Source organism: Pseudomonas sp. NPDC088885 (assembly GCF_044750025.1).
GTDB classification, from domain to species: domain Bacteria; phylum Pseudomonadota; class Gammaproteobacteria; order Pseudomonadales; family Pseudomonadaceae; genus Aquipseudomonas; species Aquipseudomonas rustica.
The window spans coordinates 1-15,424 of sequence record NZ_JBIVJB010000037.1 but is presented as its reverse complement, the minus strand read 5'-3'; the positions used below and the strand labels follow the sequence as shown (position 1 = coordinate 15,424).

16 protein-coding genes are annotated in these 15,424 nt (G+C 57.7%); 9 read left to right on the top strand and 7 right to left on the bottom strand.

The features are described 5' to 3' along the window. Positions 1-274 precede the first annotated feature (274 nt). Entirely contained in the window at positions 275-1,108 is an 834-nt protein-coding gene (gene cysQ, locus ACIP1X_RS16270) for a 3'(2'),5'-bisphosphate nucleotidase CysQ (RefSeq protein ID WP_400753541.1), read from the bottom strand. Positions 1,109-1,113: 5 nt separating this feature from the next. Next, positions 1,114-1,680 (bottom strand): ADP compounds hydrolase NudE, encoded by a 567-nt coding sequence (nudE, locus tag ACIP1X_RS16265; RefSeq protein WP_053116546.1) that lies wholly within the window; start codon positions 1,678-1,680, stop codon positions 1,114-1,116. Positions 1,681-1,768: 88 nt separating this feature from the next. Between nudE and yrfG the strand changes: the two genes are divergently transcribed. After that, a complete protein-coding gene (yrfG, locus tag ACIP1X_RS16260) occupies positions 1,769-2,431 on the top strand; it encodes a GMP/IMP nucleotidase (protein ID WP_212544767.1) in 663 nt (220 codons plus the stop codon). A gap of 114 nt (positions 2,432-2,545) precedes the next feature. Here the strand turns inward: yrfG and lysM are convergent, their stop codons facing one another. After that, complete coding sequence (lysM, locus tag ACIP1X_RS16255; protein ID WP_064388966.1) at positions 2,546-2,986, bottom strand: peptidoglycan-binding protein LysM; 441 nt, start codon at positions 2,984-2,986, stop codon at positions 2,546-2,548. A 208-nt stretch (positions 2,987-3,194) separates the two neighbouring features. Here lysM and fdhD point away from each other — a divergent pair, with 208 nt between their 5' ends. The 3 genes from fdhD (at position 3,195) to ACIP1X_RS16240 (ending at position 7,190) form a co-directional block, all read left to right on the top strand. After that, a complete protein-coding gene (gene fdhD / locus ACIP1X_RS16250) occupies positions 3,195-4,034 on the top strand; it encodes a formate dehydrogenase accessory sulfurtransferase FdhD (RefSeq protein WP_212544766.1) in 840 nt (279 codons plus the stop codon). Further along, positions 4,031-6,379, top strand: coding sequence for an FdhF/YdeP family oxidoreductase (locus ACIP1X_RS16245; RefSeq protein WP_400753538.1), 2,349 nt, complete (start codon positions 4,031-4,033; stop codon positions 6,377-6,379). Before fdhD ends, ACIP1X_RS16245 begins: the two co-directional genes overlap by 4 nt. A 328-nt stretch (positions 6,380-6,707) precedes the next feature. After that, the gene (locus ACIP1X_RS16240) at positions 6,708-7,190 is read left to right on the top strand and encodes a glycine zipper domain-containing protein (RefSeq protein ID WP_053116541.1); all 483 of its coding nucleotides are present in this window, start codon (positions 6,708-6,710) and stop codon (positions 7,188-7,190) included. A gap of 96 nt (positions 7,191-7,286) precedes the next feature. On the opposite strand, the gene ACIP1X_RS16235 is transcribed toward ACIP1X_RS16240, so the two are convergent. The 3 genes from ACIP1X_RS16235 to ACIP1X_RS16225 all read right to left on the bottom strand — a co-directional run bounded on the left by ACIP1X_RS16235 (position 7,287) and on the right by ACIP1X_RS16225 (position 11,242). Then, complete coding sequence (locus tag ACIP1X_RS16235; RefSeq protein ID WP_400753535.1) at positions 7,287-7,721, bottom strand: acyl-CoA thioesterase; 435 nt, start codon at positions 7,719-7,721, stop codon at positions 7,287-7,289. 143 nt (positions 7,722-7,864) lie between these two features. Next, entirely contained in the window at positions 7,865-9,091 is a 1,227-nt protein-coding gene (locus ACIP1X_RS16230; protein WP_400753533.1) for a 3-hydroxyacyl-CoA dehydrogenase NAD-binding domain-containing protein, read from the bottom strand. Between the two features lie 213 nt (positions 9,092-9,304). Further along, on the bottom strand, positions 9,305-11,242 hold the full coding sequence (locus ACIP1X_RS16225) for an ATP-dependent DNA helicase RecQ (protein WP_400753530.1): 1,938 nt from the start codon (positions 11,240-11,242) through the stop codon (positions 9,305-9,307). Between the two features lie 438 nt (positions 11,243-11,680). Here ACIP1X_RS16225 and ACIP1X_RS16220 point away from each other — a divergent pair, with 438 nt between their 5' ends. The 5 genes from ACIP1X_RS16220 to nadS all read left to right on the top strand — a co-directional run bounded on the left by ACIP1X_RS16220 (position 11,681) and on the right by nadS (position 14,291). Beyond that, a complete protein-coding gene (locus ACIP1X_RS16220; RefSeq protein WP_400753528.1) occupies positions 11,681-11,941 on the top strand; it encodes a hypothetical protein in 261 nt (86 codons plus the stop codon). Positions 11,942-12,046: 105 nt separating this feature from the next. Beyond that, complete coding sequence (locus tag ACIP1X_RS16215) at positions 12,047-13,189, top strand: hypothetical protein (RefSeq protein ID WP_400753525.1); 1,143 nt, start codon at positions 12,047-12,049, stop codon at positions 13,187-13,189. A 45-nt stretch (positions 13,190-13,234) separates the two neighbouring features. Next, positions 13,235-13,420 (top strand): hypothetical protein, encoded by a 186-nt coding sequence (locus ACIP1X_RS16210; RefSeq protein WP_400753522.1) that lies wholly within the window; start codon positions 13,235-13,237, stop codon positions 13,418-13,420. Between the two features lie 266 nt (positions 13,421-13,686). Continuing rightward, positions 13,687-14,007 carry a type II toxin-antitoxin system RelE/ParE family toxin gene (locus ACIP1X_RS16205; RefSeq protein ID WP_400753519.1) on the top strand — a complete coding sequence of 107 codons (321 nt, stop codon included), beginning with the start codon at positions 13,687-13,689 and terminating at the stop codon, positions 14,005-14,007. Continuing rightward, complete coding sequence (nadS, locus tag ACIP1X_RS16200) at positions 14,004-14,291, top strand: NadS family protein (protein WP_212549983.1); 288 nt, start codon at positions 14,004-14,006, stop codon at positions 14,289-14,291. Before ACIP1X_RS16205 ends, nadS begins: the two co-directional genes overlap by 4 nt. Positions 14,292-14,451: 160 nt before the next feature. Here the strand turns inward: nadS and ACIP1X_RS16195 are convergent. Beyond that, positions 14,452-15,424 (bottom strand): phosphoenolpyruvate carboxykinase (ATP) (locus ACIP1X_RS16195; RefSeq protein WP_400753515.1); only part of this gene is annotated, 973 nt, incomplete at its 5' end.

Genomic DNA, 15,424 nt, shown 5'->3' with positions numbered 1-15,424 from the left:
CAAAAGCCCCTCACCCTAACCCTCTCCCGGGGGGAGAGGGGACTGACCGGGTTGTTCTCTCGATTTGCATCGACCTGAGATATCGAGTCGAACTCAGGTTTGAACTGCATAAAGATCAGCTCCCTCTCCTGAAGGAAAGGGGACTGACCGAGGCGTTGTAGCGGAATCCGTCGATCTGAGATATCGAGTCGAACTCAGGTTTTGAAGCGCATGAAGATCTGCTCCCTCTCCTGGGGGAGAGGGTTGGGGTGAGGGGGATTCTGGATCAGCCCACTTACCCGCGCGCCAACTCCAACAACCTCGCCCGCCAGGGCGCCTTCGCCGGCAGCGCCAAAAAGAACTCGTTCAACAGCGATTCCCGCGCCGGATAACAAAACGCCTCACCGCGTAAATCCAGTACCTCGCCGCCCGCCCCTTCCAGCACACCCTGCGCCGCCGCCGTGTCCCACTGCGAAGTCGGCGCCAGTCGCGGATAGCAATCGGCAGCCCCTTCCGCCAGCAGGCAAAACTTCAGCGAGCTGCCGATGTTCGCCAACTGCAGTTCACCGAGGCTGGCACTCAAGCCCGCCAGCAAACGCTCTTGCTCAGGACTGGAATGCCGACGACTGGCCACCACCGTGAACGCCTCACCCGGCCCAGGCACATCCCGCACCTGAATCGAAACCGGTGTGCCGCCCTTGTCGCAACGCCACGCGCCAAGCCCGGCACCACCGACGTAAAAGCGACCGTTGGTCGGCATCGACACCACGCCAAACACCACCCGACCGTTCTCGATCAGCGCAATGTTGACGGTAAATTCTTCACTGCCGCTGATGAATTCCTTGGTGCCATCCAGTGGATCCACCAACCACCAACGCGTCCAACCCGCCCGCACGCTCTGCGGAATATTGGCGTCCTCTTCGGACAGCACCGGAATGCTCGGATCCAGCGCGGTCAGCCCCGCCAGAATCAAATGGTGCGCCGCCAGATCCGCCGCCGTCACCGGCGAATCATCAGATTTAGCCGTCACTTCAACGCCTGCGCGCCAGAACGGCAAAATCGCTTCGCCGGCCTGCAATGCCAGTGCAACCACCGGCGCCATCAACGGATGGGGGAAATTCATCGACATGTCACTCACGATTGAAAGAACCCGCGCTGGGTCAACAAGTCACGGGTCAGATAAAGCGCCGCCAATGCGCGGCCTTCGGAGAATTGCGGATTTTGCGCCAGCGCCGACAGATCACGCAGATTGACCTTGTCGACCCGCATCGGCTCGGGCTCGTCGCCCTCCAGCCGCTCTTCGTAGAGATCGGTGGCCAGCACCACCTGAATCTTCTGGCTCATGTAACCGGGCGACAGCGACAGCTCGGTCAGATGCTCCAGTTGCCGCGCGCCAAACCCGGCTTCTTCCTTGAGCTCACGTTCAGCCGCCGCCAGTACGTCTTCGCCCGGCTCGATCAAACCTTTGGGCAGCGACAATTCGTACTCATCGGTACCGCCGCAGTATTCCTCGATCAGCACCGCGTGCTCGGCATCGAGCATTGCCACGATCATTACCGCGCCATAGCCCGCGCCCTTGCCGACCAGCCGCTCGTAGGTGCGCTCCACGCCATTGGAAAAACGCAGCTTGAGTTCTTCGACGCAAAACAGACGACTGGTGGCGACGATCTCGCGGGCGAGTACGGTAGGTTTCTGGCGCATGCAAAGCTCCTTGGCGTGAACGCGCTACTATAACGCGGCTTTCCCGATTGTTTACGTCGGATATCTTTCTACCGTTCGAGACGTTGCCATGCCTTCTTTACCCTGGTCCGACATCGATACCGTCCTGCTGGACATGGACGGCACGCTGCTGGATCTGCACTTCGACAACCATTTCTGGCTGGAACACCTGCCCCAGCGCTACGCCGAACTGCACGGGGTCAGCCGCGCGATGGCCGAGATGGAATTGCAGCCGCTGTTCGAACGCCATGCCGGTCAGTTGCAGTGGTATTGCCTGGATTTCTGGAGCAGCGAACTGAAGCTGTCAGTGCGTGAGTTGAAACAGGAAACTGCGCACCTGATCGCCTTACGTCCTGATGCGGATACTTTTCTGGAAGCGATAAAACGCGCCGGGAAACGGGTGATCATGATCACCAACGCCCACCGTGACTCACTGTCGCTGAAGCTGGAACGGATTGAACTGGCGCCGTACTTCGAGCGGCTGATCAGCTCGCATGATTACGGTTTCCCCAAGGAAAACCCGCAGTTCTGGGACGCGTTGCAGGCAGATATCGGTTTTGATCCGGCACGCAGTCTGTTCATCGACGACACCTTGCCGATTCTGCGCAGCGCGCGAGATTTTGGGGTGGCGCACTTGCTGGCAGTCAAACAACCCGACAGCCGCAAAGGCCCGAAGGACACGGCGGAATTCGCGGCAGTCGAAGACTACCGCGACCTGATCTCAGGCCTGTGACAAATCATTGTGGCGAGGGGATTTATCCCCGTTGGGTCGCGTAGCGGCCCCAAAATCTTTGCGACTGCTGCGCAGCCGAACGGGGATAAATCCCCTCGCCACAGGGGTTCCTGTTTACTCAGGAATACGCAGTGTCTGCCCCGGATAGATTTTGTTCACATCCTTGAGCATCGGTTTGTTGGCATCGAAAATCTTTTGATACTTGTTGGCATCACCGTACACACGCAACGAGATCGCGCTAAGGGTGTCACCCGACTTGACCACAACAAACTGCGCAGCCGTCACAACCGGGCCGCTCACGGTGATCTGATCATCAACACTGCCAACACCGGCAATGTTGCCAACAGCCAGCAGGATTTTCTCTTTCTCTTCCTGACTTGCCACTTCACCGGTCACGGTGACTTTGTCGCCGTCCACCGTTGCCTGCACATTCGGATTGCCCAGCCCGACCTTACTGATGTGTTCCTTCAATTGCTCACTGGCATTGGCGTTGCCGGGGGTCAGCAGGTCGAGCAGCTTCTCACCCGCTTCTTTCACAAAGCTCAAAAGACTCATAGCGCACACTCCTTGATTTGGGTTCCAGATGCCCAAGCCTAGACCACGCCAGGCAAACCCGGTTCCGAGCCGACCAATGACTCTGTAACCGCATGCGTACGGAAAAGGCCCCTTGATCGACGGCATCTATCAATACATCGACAGTAGCGATTAGACGCGACAACTTGACGCGCCTAGTCTTAACGTTGATCAAACCGTCGGTGATGCCATGAACGCCAAGCGCCCAACTTGCGCGGCGCCTGCACTCGAAACGCCCGCGCCTGCCGCCAGCCAGACCTACAGTTACAGCGATCTTCCCCGCGAAGAGTCGGCGAGCACTGCTCTCGCCGAGGAAGTCGCGTTGGCGATCGCCTACAACGGCATCAGCCAAGCCGTGATGCTGGTGACGCCGACTGACCTCGAAGACTTCATCGTCGGCTTCAGCCTCGGCAGCGGCATCATCGAAGACGCGACCGACATCTATGACCTGCAACTGACCGGCGCCGGCTCGGCGCAATACGCGCAAGTGACCATCGCCAACCGCGCCTTCTGGAACCTCAAGCAGCAACGTCGGCAAATGGCCGGCACCAGCGGTTGCGGATTGTGTGGCGTCGAAGCGGTGGAACAAGCGTTGCCCGATCTGAAAGTGCTACCCGGCGCGCCGTTGCCACCGATTGAATGGCTTGATGGTTTGCGTCAGCGCATCAGTGCGTTTCAGCCTTTGGGTCAGTACTGCGGCGCGGTACACGCGGCAGTGTTCATGAACGCCAGCGGCGAACTGCTGCTCGGTCGCGAAGACATTGGCCGGCACAACGCGCTCGACAAACTGATCGGCGGACTGATCCGCCAGAAGATATCCACCGAAGGCGGACTGGCAATTGTCACTAGCCGATGCAGCCTCGAATTGATCCAGAAAGTATTGCGCGCCGGCATCCAGACCCTGGTCAGCCTGTCCGCGCCCACGGGCCTCGCCGTGCAATGGGCCCGTCGACACAACCTCAATCTCATCCACCTGCCGCAGAAAAGTGCGCCGCGGGTGTATAGCCCCGCGATGGAGAATCAAGCGTGAGCCAACATCATCAAGCCGACCAGAAACCCGTCCCGCGCTACAAGCCTTACAAAGGCGCAGCAGGCGGCTGGGGTGCCCTGATCAGTGTGGCTCAGGCCTGGTTGACCAGCGACAACGCCCTGAAAAACCTGCGCATGATGCTCAAGACCAACCAGAACGGCGGCTTCGACTGCCCGGGTTGCGCGTGGGGCGATTCGCCGGAAAGCGGCATGGTCAAGTTCTGCGAGAACGGCGCGAAAGCGGTGAACTGGGAAGCGACCAAGCGCCGTGTCGACGCCAAGTTCTTCGCCAAGCACAGCGTCACATCGTTGCTGGAGCAGAGCGACTACTGGCTCGAGTATCAGGGCCGCCTGACCGAGCCGATGGTCTACGACGCCGAAACTGATCGCTACAAACCGATCAGTTGGGACAACGCCTACGCGCTGATTGCCAAGCACCTGCAAAGTCTGCCGAGCCCGGATCTGGCCGAGTTCTACACCTCGGGTCGTGCCAGCAACGAAGCGGCTTATTTGTACCAGTTGTTCGTGCGCGCCTTCGGTACCAACAATTTCCCTGACTGCTCGAACATGTGCCACGAGGCCAGCGGTGTGGCGTTGGCGCAAAGTGTCGGCGTCGGCAAAGGCACCGTGACCTTCGATGATTTCGAACACGCCGATGCGATTTTCGTCTGGGGCCAGAACCCCGGCACCAATCACCCACGCATGCTCGAACCGTTGCGTGAAGCGGTGAAACGCGGCGCGCAAGTGGTGTGCATCAACCCGCTGAAAGAGCGCGGACTGGAGCGTTTCCAGCACCCGCAACATCCGATCGAAATGCTCACCAACGGCGACAAGCCGACCAACACCGCCTACTTCCGTCCGGCACTCGGCGGCGACATGGCGCTGTTGCGCGGCATGGCCAAATTCCTCCTGCAATGGGAACGCGATGCGCAGAAGGCTGGCGCGCCAGCGGTGTTCGATCACGACTTCCTCAATGCTCATAGCGCCAATGTGCTGGAGTATCTCGGTGTCGTTGATGACACACCGTGGGAACAAATCGTCGAACAGTCCGGCCTCACCCTCGTGGACATCGAGCAAGCCGCGCGCATGTACGCCAGAGGCAAAAACGTAATCATGTGCTGGGCGATGGGCATCACCCAGCACCGCCATTCGGTGCCAACCATTCAGGAAATCGCCAACCTGATGCTGCTGCGCGGCAACATCGGCAAACCGGGCGCCGGCCTGTGCCCGGTGCGCGGTCACAGTAATGTGCAGGGCGACCGGACGATGGGCATCAACGAGCGTCCGCCGGTGGCGTTCCTCGATTCTCTGGAGCGGCGCTTCCAGTTCAAGGTGCCGCGTCACAACGGCCATAACGTGGTCGAGGCGATTCATGCGATGGCCGAAGGTCGCGCAAAAGTCTTTATCGGTCTGGGCGGCAACTTCGCTCAAGCGACGCCGGACAGCCCGCGCACCTTCGAAGCGCTGAGCAATTGCGACCTGACCGTGCAGATCAGCACCAAGCTCAACCGCAGCCACTTGGCTCACGGTAAAGACGCGTTGATCTTGCCGTGCCTCGGTCGTACCGACATCGACATCCAGACCGAAGGCCCGCAAGCGGTCACCGTGGAAGACTCGTTCAGCATGGTTCACGCCTCCAACGGCCAGTTGCAGCCGCTGTCGAACCAGATGCGCTCTGAGCCGTCGATCATCGCCGGCATCGCCGCCGCTACTCTGGGCAGCAAACCGGTGGACTGGAACTGGCTGGTGGCCGATTACGCGCGCATTCGCGAACTGATCGCCGACACCATTCCGGGCTTCAAGGAATTCAACGAGAAGGTAAAAAACCCGGGCGGTTTCTACCTTGGCAACAGCGCCGGTGCGCGCAAGTGGAACACGCCGTCGGGCCGCGCCAATTTCCGCGCGAACATGCTGCCGAAAGATCTGGTGCACGAACGCACTCGTGCGACTGGACAACTGCCGGATCTGATCCTGCAATCGATGCGTTCCCACGATCAATACAACACGACGATTTATGGGCTCGATGACCGTTATCGCGGCGTGAAGGGCCAGCGCGATGTGTTGTTTGCCAACGAGGCGGACATCATTCGTCTGGGCTTCCGTCCGGGGCAGAAGGCTGACATCGTGTCGCTGTGGGACGACGGTCGTGAGCGTCGGGTGAAAGGCTTTACCTTGCTGGCGTTTGATATTCCGGCGGGGCAGGCGGCGGCTTATTATCCGGAGGTGAATCCGCTGGTGCCGCTGGAGAGCACCGGGGATGGCAGCCATACGCCGACGTCGAAGTTCATCGCGATCCGGTTGGAAGCGGCGAGTGAGACGGGGTTGATCATGGCCAAGTCGGCTTAACGCGGCGCTTGAACTGGCCCCTTCTCGAACAAGCCCGCTCCCACATTGGAATGCATTTCAAATGTGGGAGCGGGCTTGCTCGCGAAGGCGTCGGTTCAGACAATACATTCCTGCGTTCAAACACTTTCCGATTGCCCACAAAAAAGGCCGCTTTTTCACAAAAGCGGCCTGTCCGAAGTAGTTAAAGACCGGCAAAAAACAGATAAGTTCCGTATACAAAACAGTAACTTGCGAAATTGTATACAAGTCGTGCTATTCGTCGGATTTCGATTGTCACGCTTGTTACACAGCCTCAGGATCGGCGCCGTCATCCCTTTGAGGCTCCTCTATGAAGTTCTCCCAGATTCTCTTGTTGTCCCTTGGCCTGGTCAGTGGTTTTGCGTCGGCAGGCGGCACCACCGAAGCAGGTGTTGGCGGCGCATTGGGCGGGGTTCTTGGCTCGGTCGTCGGTCAGTCTTTAGGCGGCAATACAGGTTCCACCATTGGCGCAGCCTTGGGCGGCGCGGGTGGTAGCGCAGTCGGCGCCGACAAACGCAGCCGTGGCGAAGCCGCCATTGGCGGTGCGTTGGGCGCTGCTGGCGGTAATGTGGTCGGTCGCAGCCTCGGCGGCAGCACTGGCAGCCTGATCGGTTCGGCCGCGGGTGGCGGTGCCGGTGGTGCGTTGGGTAACTACATGGGCAACAAGAGCGATGACGATGATCGTCATTACGATCGCGGTCGTGATAACCGTCGCTACTACCGCGACGACCACCGTGGTCGCGGTCATGCCTACGGTCACCGCAAGCATCACAAGTATTATCGTCACCGCTGATTGCTGATTGACGGCAGGTAGATCAAAAGATCGCAGCCTGCGGCAGCTCCTACACAGATCAATGTAGGAACTGCCGCAGGCTGCGATCTTTTTGCTTTATCCCACCACCAGACGTTCCAGCGCCTGACGCAATTCGCTCGGAATCGGCACCGGCTGATTGCTCGCCCGATCCACAAACACATGAACGAATCGCCCGGCCGCACAGGCCTCGCTTTCGCCGACCTTGAACACCGCCAGTTCGTACTGCACCGAACTGTTGCCCAACTTGCCGACTCGTAATCCGATCTCGATCAGATCCGGGAACGCGATCGAGGCGAAGTAATCGCATGCCGAACTGACCACGAAACCCACCACTTCCCCGTCATGGATATCCAGACCACCGACATGGATCAGGTATGTGTTCACGGCTGTGTCGAAGAAGCTGTAGTAGGTGACGTTGTTGACGTGACCGTAGGCGTCGTTGTCGTGCCAGCGTGTGGTGATGGGCTGGAAGTGCGGGTAGTCGGTGCGTTGAGGCATCGGGTTGGACATTGATCAGCAATTCCTGGAAATAGTGTGGCGAGTCTAATTGAAAATCGTGGCGCCCATTCGCGAGCAGGCTCGCTCCCACAGGAAACCGAGATCCAATGTGGGAGCGAGCCTGCTCGCGAAGACGTCAGTACAGCCGCCAGATCTTAACGATCTGAAAAAACTTTCCCCTGCGCCGCCAACTCGCCAATCAACCGCGCCGGTTTCCACTGATCGCCCTGCCGCGTCTCCAGCGCCAACAGCCGCTGATGAATATCCGCCAGCCCCTGCTGATCCGCCCACGCCATCGGCCCGCCCTTATCCGCCGGGAAGCCGTAACCATTCAAATACACCAGATCAATGTCATGGGCAGACTCGGCAATACCTTCCTGGAGAATCTTCGCCCCTTCGTTGACCAATGCCAGCAGGGAGCGCTCGAGAATCTCCTCCGAACCTATCTCACGACGCTGGAAGCCCAATCCTTCGCTGACCTGCAACACCAGCGCATCGACCTCAGGATCATGCTCTGCCTGACGACTGCCCGGCTCGTAATGGTAATAACCGTTGCCGGACTTCTGCCCGAATCGACCCATTTCGCACAAGCGATTATCCACCTGCACCTCTGGCGCATCCTGGCCCTTGCCGGCCAACTCGCGCGCGCGCCATTCCAGATCGATGCCGACCACGTCGTACATGCGAAACGGCCCCATGGCGAAACCGAAACCTTGCAACGCGGCATCGACCTGCTGTGGATAAGCGCCTTCAAGCAACATCTTGCGCGCCTCCAACACGTACGGATGCAACATGCGGTTGCCGATAAAACCATGGCAGTTGCCCGACACCACACTGACCTTGCCCATGCGTTTGCCCAAGGCCAGTGCAGCGTCCAGAGCTGCTGGTGAGGTCTGCGCGCCGCGAACGATTTCCAGCAGTTTCATGATGTGCGCCGGGCTGAAGAAATGCAGGCCCAGCACTTGTTCCGGACGTTTTGTCGCCGCCGCAATCGCATCGATATCCAGTGCCGACGTATTGCTCGCCAACAAGGCTTCAGGCTTCAGCAAGCCATCCAGCTCGCGGAAGATCCTCTGCTTCAGCTCAAGATTCTCGTACACCGCTTCGATCACCAGATCGACATTGCGAATCGCCGCGTAATCCGCCGCCGCACTGACCCGGGCGATACGCGCATCAGCCTCGGCCTGATCAATGCGCCCCTGCCGCACATTGTGTGCATAAGTGTCGGCAACGGTGGCGAGTGCCTGCTCAAGCATCTGTGGGTTGTTATCTACCCACTGTACTGTCACGCCGGCATTGGCCAGGCACATGACGATGCCACGGCCCATGGTGCCCGCGCCGATCACGGCGGCCTGCTGAATATCGAAGGATGTCTGGCTCATATTGTTCTCTTGTTGGCGATCCAAAGACTGGTCTCACCATAGTCAGCCGACGACGCTTTTTGAAGTTTATTACCGTGATGATCGACATTCAGCGGATGGATAGAGCCTTGCTTGCCCCGATTCCTGTAGGAGCAGAGCTTGCTCGCGAAAGCGATTTAACGGTCAAACAGCTCTGTTGGGATGTGCTGGCCTCTTCGCGAGCAAGCTCGGCTCCTACAAGGGATTGAGGTGAGCCTGAGTCCAGTGACGGACTTCGGCGTAGGGGTATTCTTCCAGTGCCGCATACCCGGGAATCGCCCGCGCTTTGAGCTTGGTAAACAGCGGCACGCTGATCCCGCACAAAAACCGTGTCAACCGCTCCGCCGTCGGAACGACGCCGGTGTGTTGTTCATGCCTGTGGATAAAATCACCACACAGCGCCGAGAAGTTTTTATCCACAAGCGGCGGCAATTCCGGCGGCGCCGGCAAGCGTGCAACCTGCCCATGACACACCGAACAATGCCCACAACGCTCGGGCGCATCGTGGTCACCGAAGTACTCGGCCAGTCGATAACCCAAACACCGCTCGGTGGCGAAAACCTCAAGCATCGCGTGAATCCGCGCCACTTCGGTCTGTTCATGTCGAGTGAAGTAATCGTGCAACTCGCCACTCAACACGTCACTGTCAAAGTCGCTGTGCAGCAGGCTGTAGACCTCGGTCATCTGCTTGCTTTCAAGCTCGACCCAGCCCTTCTCCTGAAAATAATCCAGCGCCGTCACCACGCGATTACGCTCGGCTGAATACTGTTCGTACATCGCGTCGAAACTCACCGTCGCCCATGTTCGTGCGCGATTGGAGGTCTGGATAATCGCCGCGACAAAATCCCTGCGCTCACCCTCGAAACGCGCAAGCAGCGCGTCCGGCTCCACCAAGTACTTGAAACGGTATTCGGCGTAGTAGGCATAGCGCGGCGCGATCAAACCGCGTAGCTCCAACTGCACCAGCAATGTCTTCAGCGGCAACGAACGAATGTTGCTTTGATCCGCCAACGGCCCAAGCAGAAACTCCCACTGCCCGTCCGGCACCGAAGTCTTCAGTTCGTCGAGCACATGACGAATGCCATCGCGCTCTGGCGTATCGCCGTAGACGAAGTTTTCCAGCACGTTGAGGCTGTCGCAGTTGGCCAGCACCAGACAGTCCGAGGGCTGCCCGTCTCGCCCGGCGCGGCCGATTTCCTGACTGTAGTTTTCGATGGATTTAGGCAGGTCGAAGTGCACCACATTACGGATGTCACTCTTATCGATGCCCATGCCGAACGCGATGGTCGCGACGATGCAATTGGACTGCCCGGCCATGAAACGTTTCTGGATCGCTTCACGCTTATCGTGGGGCAAACCGGCGTGATACGCCTCGGCCTGAATGCCGTTGCGTTCAAGGTGTTCGGCGATGTGTTCAGCGGTTTTTTGCAAGGTCACGTAGACGATGCTGGGCTGCCCCGGGCGCTCACTCATCCACTCCACCAGACGCCGACGTTTGTCCTGACCGCGCACCGGTTCCACCAACAGATTGAGGTTGGGCCGGTAGAAACCGGTGGTCACCACATCCTCTGGAGCGATGGCGAATTTGCTCTGCATATCGACGATGACTTTCGGCGTCGCAGTAGCCGTCAGCAGTAAGGTTTGCGGGATATTGAACTGCCGTTGATAGTCCGGCAGCTTGAGGTAGTCGGGGCGAAAATTGTGGCCCCACTCGGAAATACAGTGCGCCTCGTCCACCACCAGCAAGGAGATCGGTACCTGCTGCAAAAAATTGCGGAAACGCTCGTTTTTCAAACGCTCCACCGAGATCATCAGGATCTTCAATTCACCCGTTCGAGCACGCGCCATCACGTCATTGGCGTCTTCGCGGCTCTGCGCAGAATCAATGCTGCCCGCTGAAATGCCGTGGCGTTGCAGGAACGCCAATTGATCCTGCATCAGCGCCAGCAATGGCGAGACCACCAGCGTCAGGTGCGGCAGCAACAACGCCGATATTTGATAGCAAAGGGACTTGCCGGAGCCGGTGGGAAAAATCGCCGCCGCCGAGCGCCCGGCCAGCACCGCGCTGATCGCGGCCTCTTGTCCGGGACGAAACTGTGGATAACCAAAAACCTGTTCCAGGGTGTTGTGCATTCGCTGTCACTCCTTTGACCGCTGCCATGCCAACAGCCTAGCGGGCAATCGCAGCGAGTCGAGAAAAGGTCGGGGCCAAATCGATTCGGAATGATACAGCGGTCAGGTAAATTCTGTGGGAGCAGCCTGCACGCCCGCCGTTTTCCCTTTAAGCGCGTGTCAGACGTTTGCAAACGCCCTACAGATTCTGTCGCGCACCGAACCGCCGTGTACGGCGAATTACCTGACAAGCAGGTAGGAATTTTCCGCGTAGAGGTTTTGCCTCGAATATGCCGAAAAATCACGTAGGGAAAATCCGTAAAACCCGGAAAAACCCCTACAAACACTGTCCATTGCGGCCGTCTTGTCCCGCTGCGCAACGCCCTTCTATAGTGGCCGGCGCGGCTGAAAGCACTCTGTCGGCCGACCCGAGCGTCTTCGAACAGGACAAGCCTCACCATGATCGACCGTTACCAGCCACTCAAAACCTGCTACAGCGAAAAACCCGTGATGCTGATCGACACCGCCGCCAGTCACAGCGATTTGCTCAATGCCGCCGATCAACGCTTGCGCGCCGCCAGTGATCTGCTGGAAACACTTTACTGTATGTGTTTCAAACAGGCCGACGCGAAAGATATTCCGCACATAGTCAATGCGCTTTATTTATTGGTGCAAGATGGCTGCGACCTGCTGCAAGTTGCCAAGCTGCAACTTAAATAACTCGACCTCAATAAAAAACCACAAACCCGGATACAACCCAGCGCTTTATTAATGAGTGGGACGCACACTAACTTGTTGGCTCTTATCACCAACAAGGCCAACATCATGACAGTCGTCACTATATTTTTTTGCGGCACAGGTTCTAACAAGTTCGATACCCAACATGAAAACTTCTGGGACGGCGAACTGGTTTCCACCCTTGCCTCGCGCCATACAGGCCGCGAGTTCGCTGAATGGATCGTCGTCGACGGCCCCGGCAGCGGCAACCTGCAGGCCGATGATCTATTCACCGAAAACAAGGACTACGGCCTCAGCGGCACACTGTTCGGCAAAGGCTGGGAAGAAAACGTGCAACACGCCATGAACATCATCAAGGGCCAATGTGAATGGCAACGTGAACAACTCACCGAAGCCGAATACAACCGACTTAAAGCCGCCGGCATTCCCATTGAAGATGTAAAAGTCGAAGGCTCTTGGTTCTGGCGTAAATATAACTACGGCGACCGCAGCGTCACCCAGCAGAAGTTACAGGAACAAATCATCAAGACCTTCCGTAAAGGCGGCGTTATTCCGACCACGGTTAACCTGGTGGGCTGGAGTCGTGGCGGCATTAGTTGCCACATGCTGGCCAACGCGATGCTCAAGGACAGCGCGCTGAAAAATATCCCGGTGAATATTTTTGCGATTGACCCGGTGCCGGGCATCGCCAACTTTCAGGAGCAACGCGTCAAACTCGGCAGCAACGTCAAAGAGTACGTCGGCGTCTACGCCCGCGACGAGCGCTCCAAAGGTTTCAGCTGCGTGATCCCGCAAACAGCCACCGGCACCAAAACCTCCATTTATCCAATGGCCGGTCGCCATGCCACCCTCGCGGGGAACGCCACTTCCACTGGCGGCGTGCCGACCAATACCAGCGACCTGAAAGTGCTGACCGAACCCGGCCGCATCGTTCGCCACCTGGCTGAGATCTGCCTGAAGCGCTGGGGCACAACACTCGACAAAACCCTCAACCTGACCCAGACCGACCTGGAAAACCTCACCAACGGCATCGCCCGCGACGAGGCCAGATATCAATTAATGCACAACTATTCCTACACCTACTTCACCGAACTGGATCAGGGCGAACGTTATGTTTCCCTCGGCAGCAAAGGCGTGCCGTTCTCGACTGTGAAAGGCCCGATTTACCAACCGGCTACGGGGTTGGCGACGAGTTTGCTGGATATTTCTGCGTATGTGCATTTGCGTTGATTTGAAGGGTGGCGGTAAGCAGGAACAATTACATCGGAGCGCGTTATGAAAGAAATACCGGTTGGCAATATCCCATCGCATCAGGGGAACGATTTCTCCTACGACGCTTGGTTCATTCAGCAGGTGCAAGCCAGCCTCGAAGATTCCCGGCCATCCGTTTCAGATGAGGAAGCGAAACAGTATTTCGCAGATAAGAGAGCCCTGATGAGAAGCCGAGTAAGTCAGGAGTAAAAGGACTATCGAATCTTCACCCATTTCCTACACGACGCGCCTCTTTGTCGGCTATCTCGGCTTGATGTCTCACACCTATAGTCGTGACCACCGGTGCCAAATCAGGGACTAGTGCCTACTCATCGGGAGAAGCTCGGTCAATTTAAAGGCCCACGTGAGATTGGGTGAACAGATCGTTCTCGCTTTGGTGAGAACGGTCTGATGCCAGTCATCCTTTTCAATCATTTCAGCATTGCCCAGAAGTAAGTCAATGGCGTACATTCAAGATGATTTTTATTGAGACATCAGCTTTTACCCGCCGAGCGATTGAGCTATTGGACGACGACACCTATGCCGTATTTCAGAAGCAGTTGGTGGTGAATCCGTCGATCGGAGTTGTAATCGAAGGCTCAGGAGGGGTTAGAAAAGCTCGGATCGCCTCTAAGGGTCACGGAAAACGAGGTGGTGCCCGAGTTATTTACTACCACTTCATTTCGGCCTCACGGATCGCCTTGTTGATGATCTACCCGAAAAATGAGCAACATGACCTGACAAATGATGAACGGAAAGCACTGAAAGCCATGATCGGAAACTGGAGACAACCATGAGCAAGTTTTTTGATGAGCTGATGGAAAGCGTGCAGGAGATGGATGAGATTCTACGGGGTGAGCGGCAACCCTCTCGCGAATTTTATGTCGATGCACTACAGGTCAAAGAAATTCGTAAAGCTACCGGCATGACTCAAGCAAAATTCGCTGAGCTGATCGACGTGCAGCTCGGGACGCTGCGCAATTGGGAGCAAGGTCGTCGGGAGCCGACTGGGCCAGCTAAGGCACTGCTCAAGGCCATCCATAACGATCCCGTTCATGTGCTGAATGCATTAGCCGGTTAAGAAAGAAGATCAATACAGCAGGCGCATCGATGTAGAGAGGACTTGCAGAAATTGTCTAAAGGACTTCTGCTAAACACCCACCTACTCAGTACAGTGCTGAGGCTTCACCCACAAAAAAGCCGCCCCGAAGGGCGGCTTTTTCATTCACATCAAACCAATCTTACAACTTCGGCCCGGCAGCCTTGATCGCGTCGCTCACTTCGAACTTTTTGAAGTTCTCGATGAACAGACCGGCCAGTGCTTTGGCAGCCTCGTCGTACGCAGCCTTGTCAGCCCAGGTGTTGCGTGGGTTGAGCAGGTTGGTTTCAACGCCCGGTACGGCCAGTGGCACGTCGAGGTTGATGGTGTCGAGGTGTTCGGTGTCAGCACCGATCAGCGCGCCGCTCTGGATCGCTGCGATCACCGCGCGGGTGGTCGGGATGTTGAAGCGTTTGCCGACGCCGTAGCCGCCGCCGGTCCAGCCGGTGTTGACCAGGTAAACCTTCGAACCGAAACCGCGGATGCGCTTGATCAGCAGCTCTGCGTATTCGCCAGCCGGGCGCGGGAAGAACGGTGCGCCGAAGCAGGTGGAGAAGGTCGACTTGATGCCGCTGCCGGAACCCATTTCAGTCGAGCCCACCAGCGCGGTGTAGCCAGACAGGAAGTGGTAGGCCGCTTGTTCTTCGTTGAGGATCGACACTGGCGGCAGCACGCCGGTCAGGTCGCAAGTCAGGAAGATCACTGCGTTTGGCTCGCCACCGAGGTTCTGCTCGGAACGCTTGGCAACGTGCTCCAGCGGGTAAGCGGCGCGGCTGTTCTGGGTCAGGCTGACATCGGCGTAGTCGGCGTGCTTGGCATCGTCGATAACGACGTTTTCCAGTACAGCACCGTGCTTGATAGCTTTCCAGATAACCGGCTCGTTCTTCTCGGAGAGGTCGATGCACTTGGCATAGCAACCGCCTTCGATGTTAAACACCACGCCTTCGCCCCAGCCGTGTTCGTCGTCACCGATCAGGTAACGGCTTTCGTCGGCCGACAGGGTGGTTTTACCGGTGCCCGACAGGTCGATGGTCGCAACCATCGAGCTGCCAGTGGCGAGCATCGGGTCGATGATCATCGCCAACCGTTCGTCGATTTCCGGAACCAGTTTTTCC

What these genes read in the sequence shown, in the direction of transcription:
- cysQ (WP_400753541.1), bottom strand. Translation starts at nt 1,108, where the DNA reads ATGTCGATGAATTTCCCCCATCCGTTGATGGCGCCGGTGGTTGCACTG.
- nudE (WP_053116546.1), bottom strand. Translation starts at nt 1,680, where the DNA reads ATGCGCCAGAAACCTACCGTACTCGCCCGCGAGATCGTCGCCACCAGT.
- yrfG (WP_212544767.1), top strand. Translation starts at nt 1,769, where the DNA reads ATGCCTTCTTTACCCTGGTCCGACATCGATACCGTCCTGCTGGACATG.
- lysM (WP_064388966.1), bottom strand. Translation starts at nt 2,986, where the DNA reads ATGAGTCTTTTGAGCTTTGTGAAAGAAGCGGGTGAGAAGCTGCTCGAC.
- fdhD (WP_212544766.1), top strand. Translation starts at nt 3,195, where the DNA reads ATGAACGCCAAGCGCCCAACTTGCGCGGCGCCTGCACTCGAAACGCCC.
- ACIP1X_RS16240 (WP_053116541.1), top strand. Translation starts at nt 6,708, where the DNA reads ATGAAGTTCTCCCAGATTCTCTTGTTGTCCCTTGGCCTGGTCAGTGGT.
- ACIP1X_RS16235 (WP_400753535.1), bottom strand. Translation starts at nt 7,721, where the DNA reads ATGTCCAACCCGATGCCTCAACGCACCGACTACCCGCACTTCCAGCCC.
- ACIP1X_RS16230 (WP_400753533.1), bottom strand. Translation starts at nt 9,091, where the DNA reads ATGAGCCAGACATCCTTCGATATTCAGCAGGCCGCCGTGATCGGCGCG.
- ACIP1X_RS16225 (WP_400753530.1), bottom strand. Translation starts at nt 11,242, where the DNA reads ATGCACAACACCCTGGAACAGGTTTTTGGTTATCCACAGTTTCGTCCC.
- ACIP1X_RS16220 (WP_400753528.1), top strand. Translation starts at nt 11,681, where the DNA reads ATGATCGACCGTTACCAGCCACTCAAAACCTGCTACAGCGAAAAACCC.
- ACIP1X_RS16215 (WP_400753525.1), top strand. Translation starts at nt 12,047, where the DNA reads ATGACAGTCGTCACTATATTTTTTTGCGGCACAGGTTCTAACAAGTTC.
- ACIP1X_RS16210 (WP_400753522.1), top strand. Translation starts at nt 13,235, where the DNA reads ATGAAAGAAATACCGGTTGGCAATATCCCATCGCATCAGGGGAACGAT.
- ACIP1X_RS16205 (WP_400753519.1), top strand. Translation starts at nt 13,687, where the DNA reads ATGATTTTTATTGAGACATCAGCTTTTACCCGCCGAGCGATTGAGCTA.
- nadS (WP_212549983.1), top strand. Translation starts at nt 14,004, where the DNA reads ATGAGCAAGTTTTTTGATGAGCTGATGGAAAGCGTGCAGGAGATGGAT.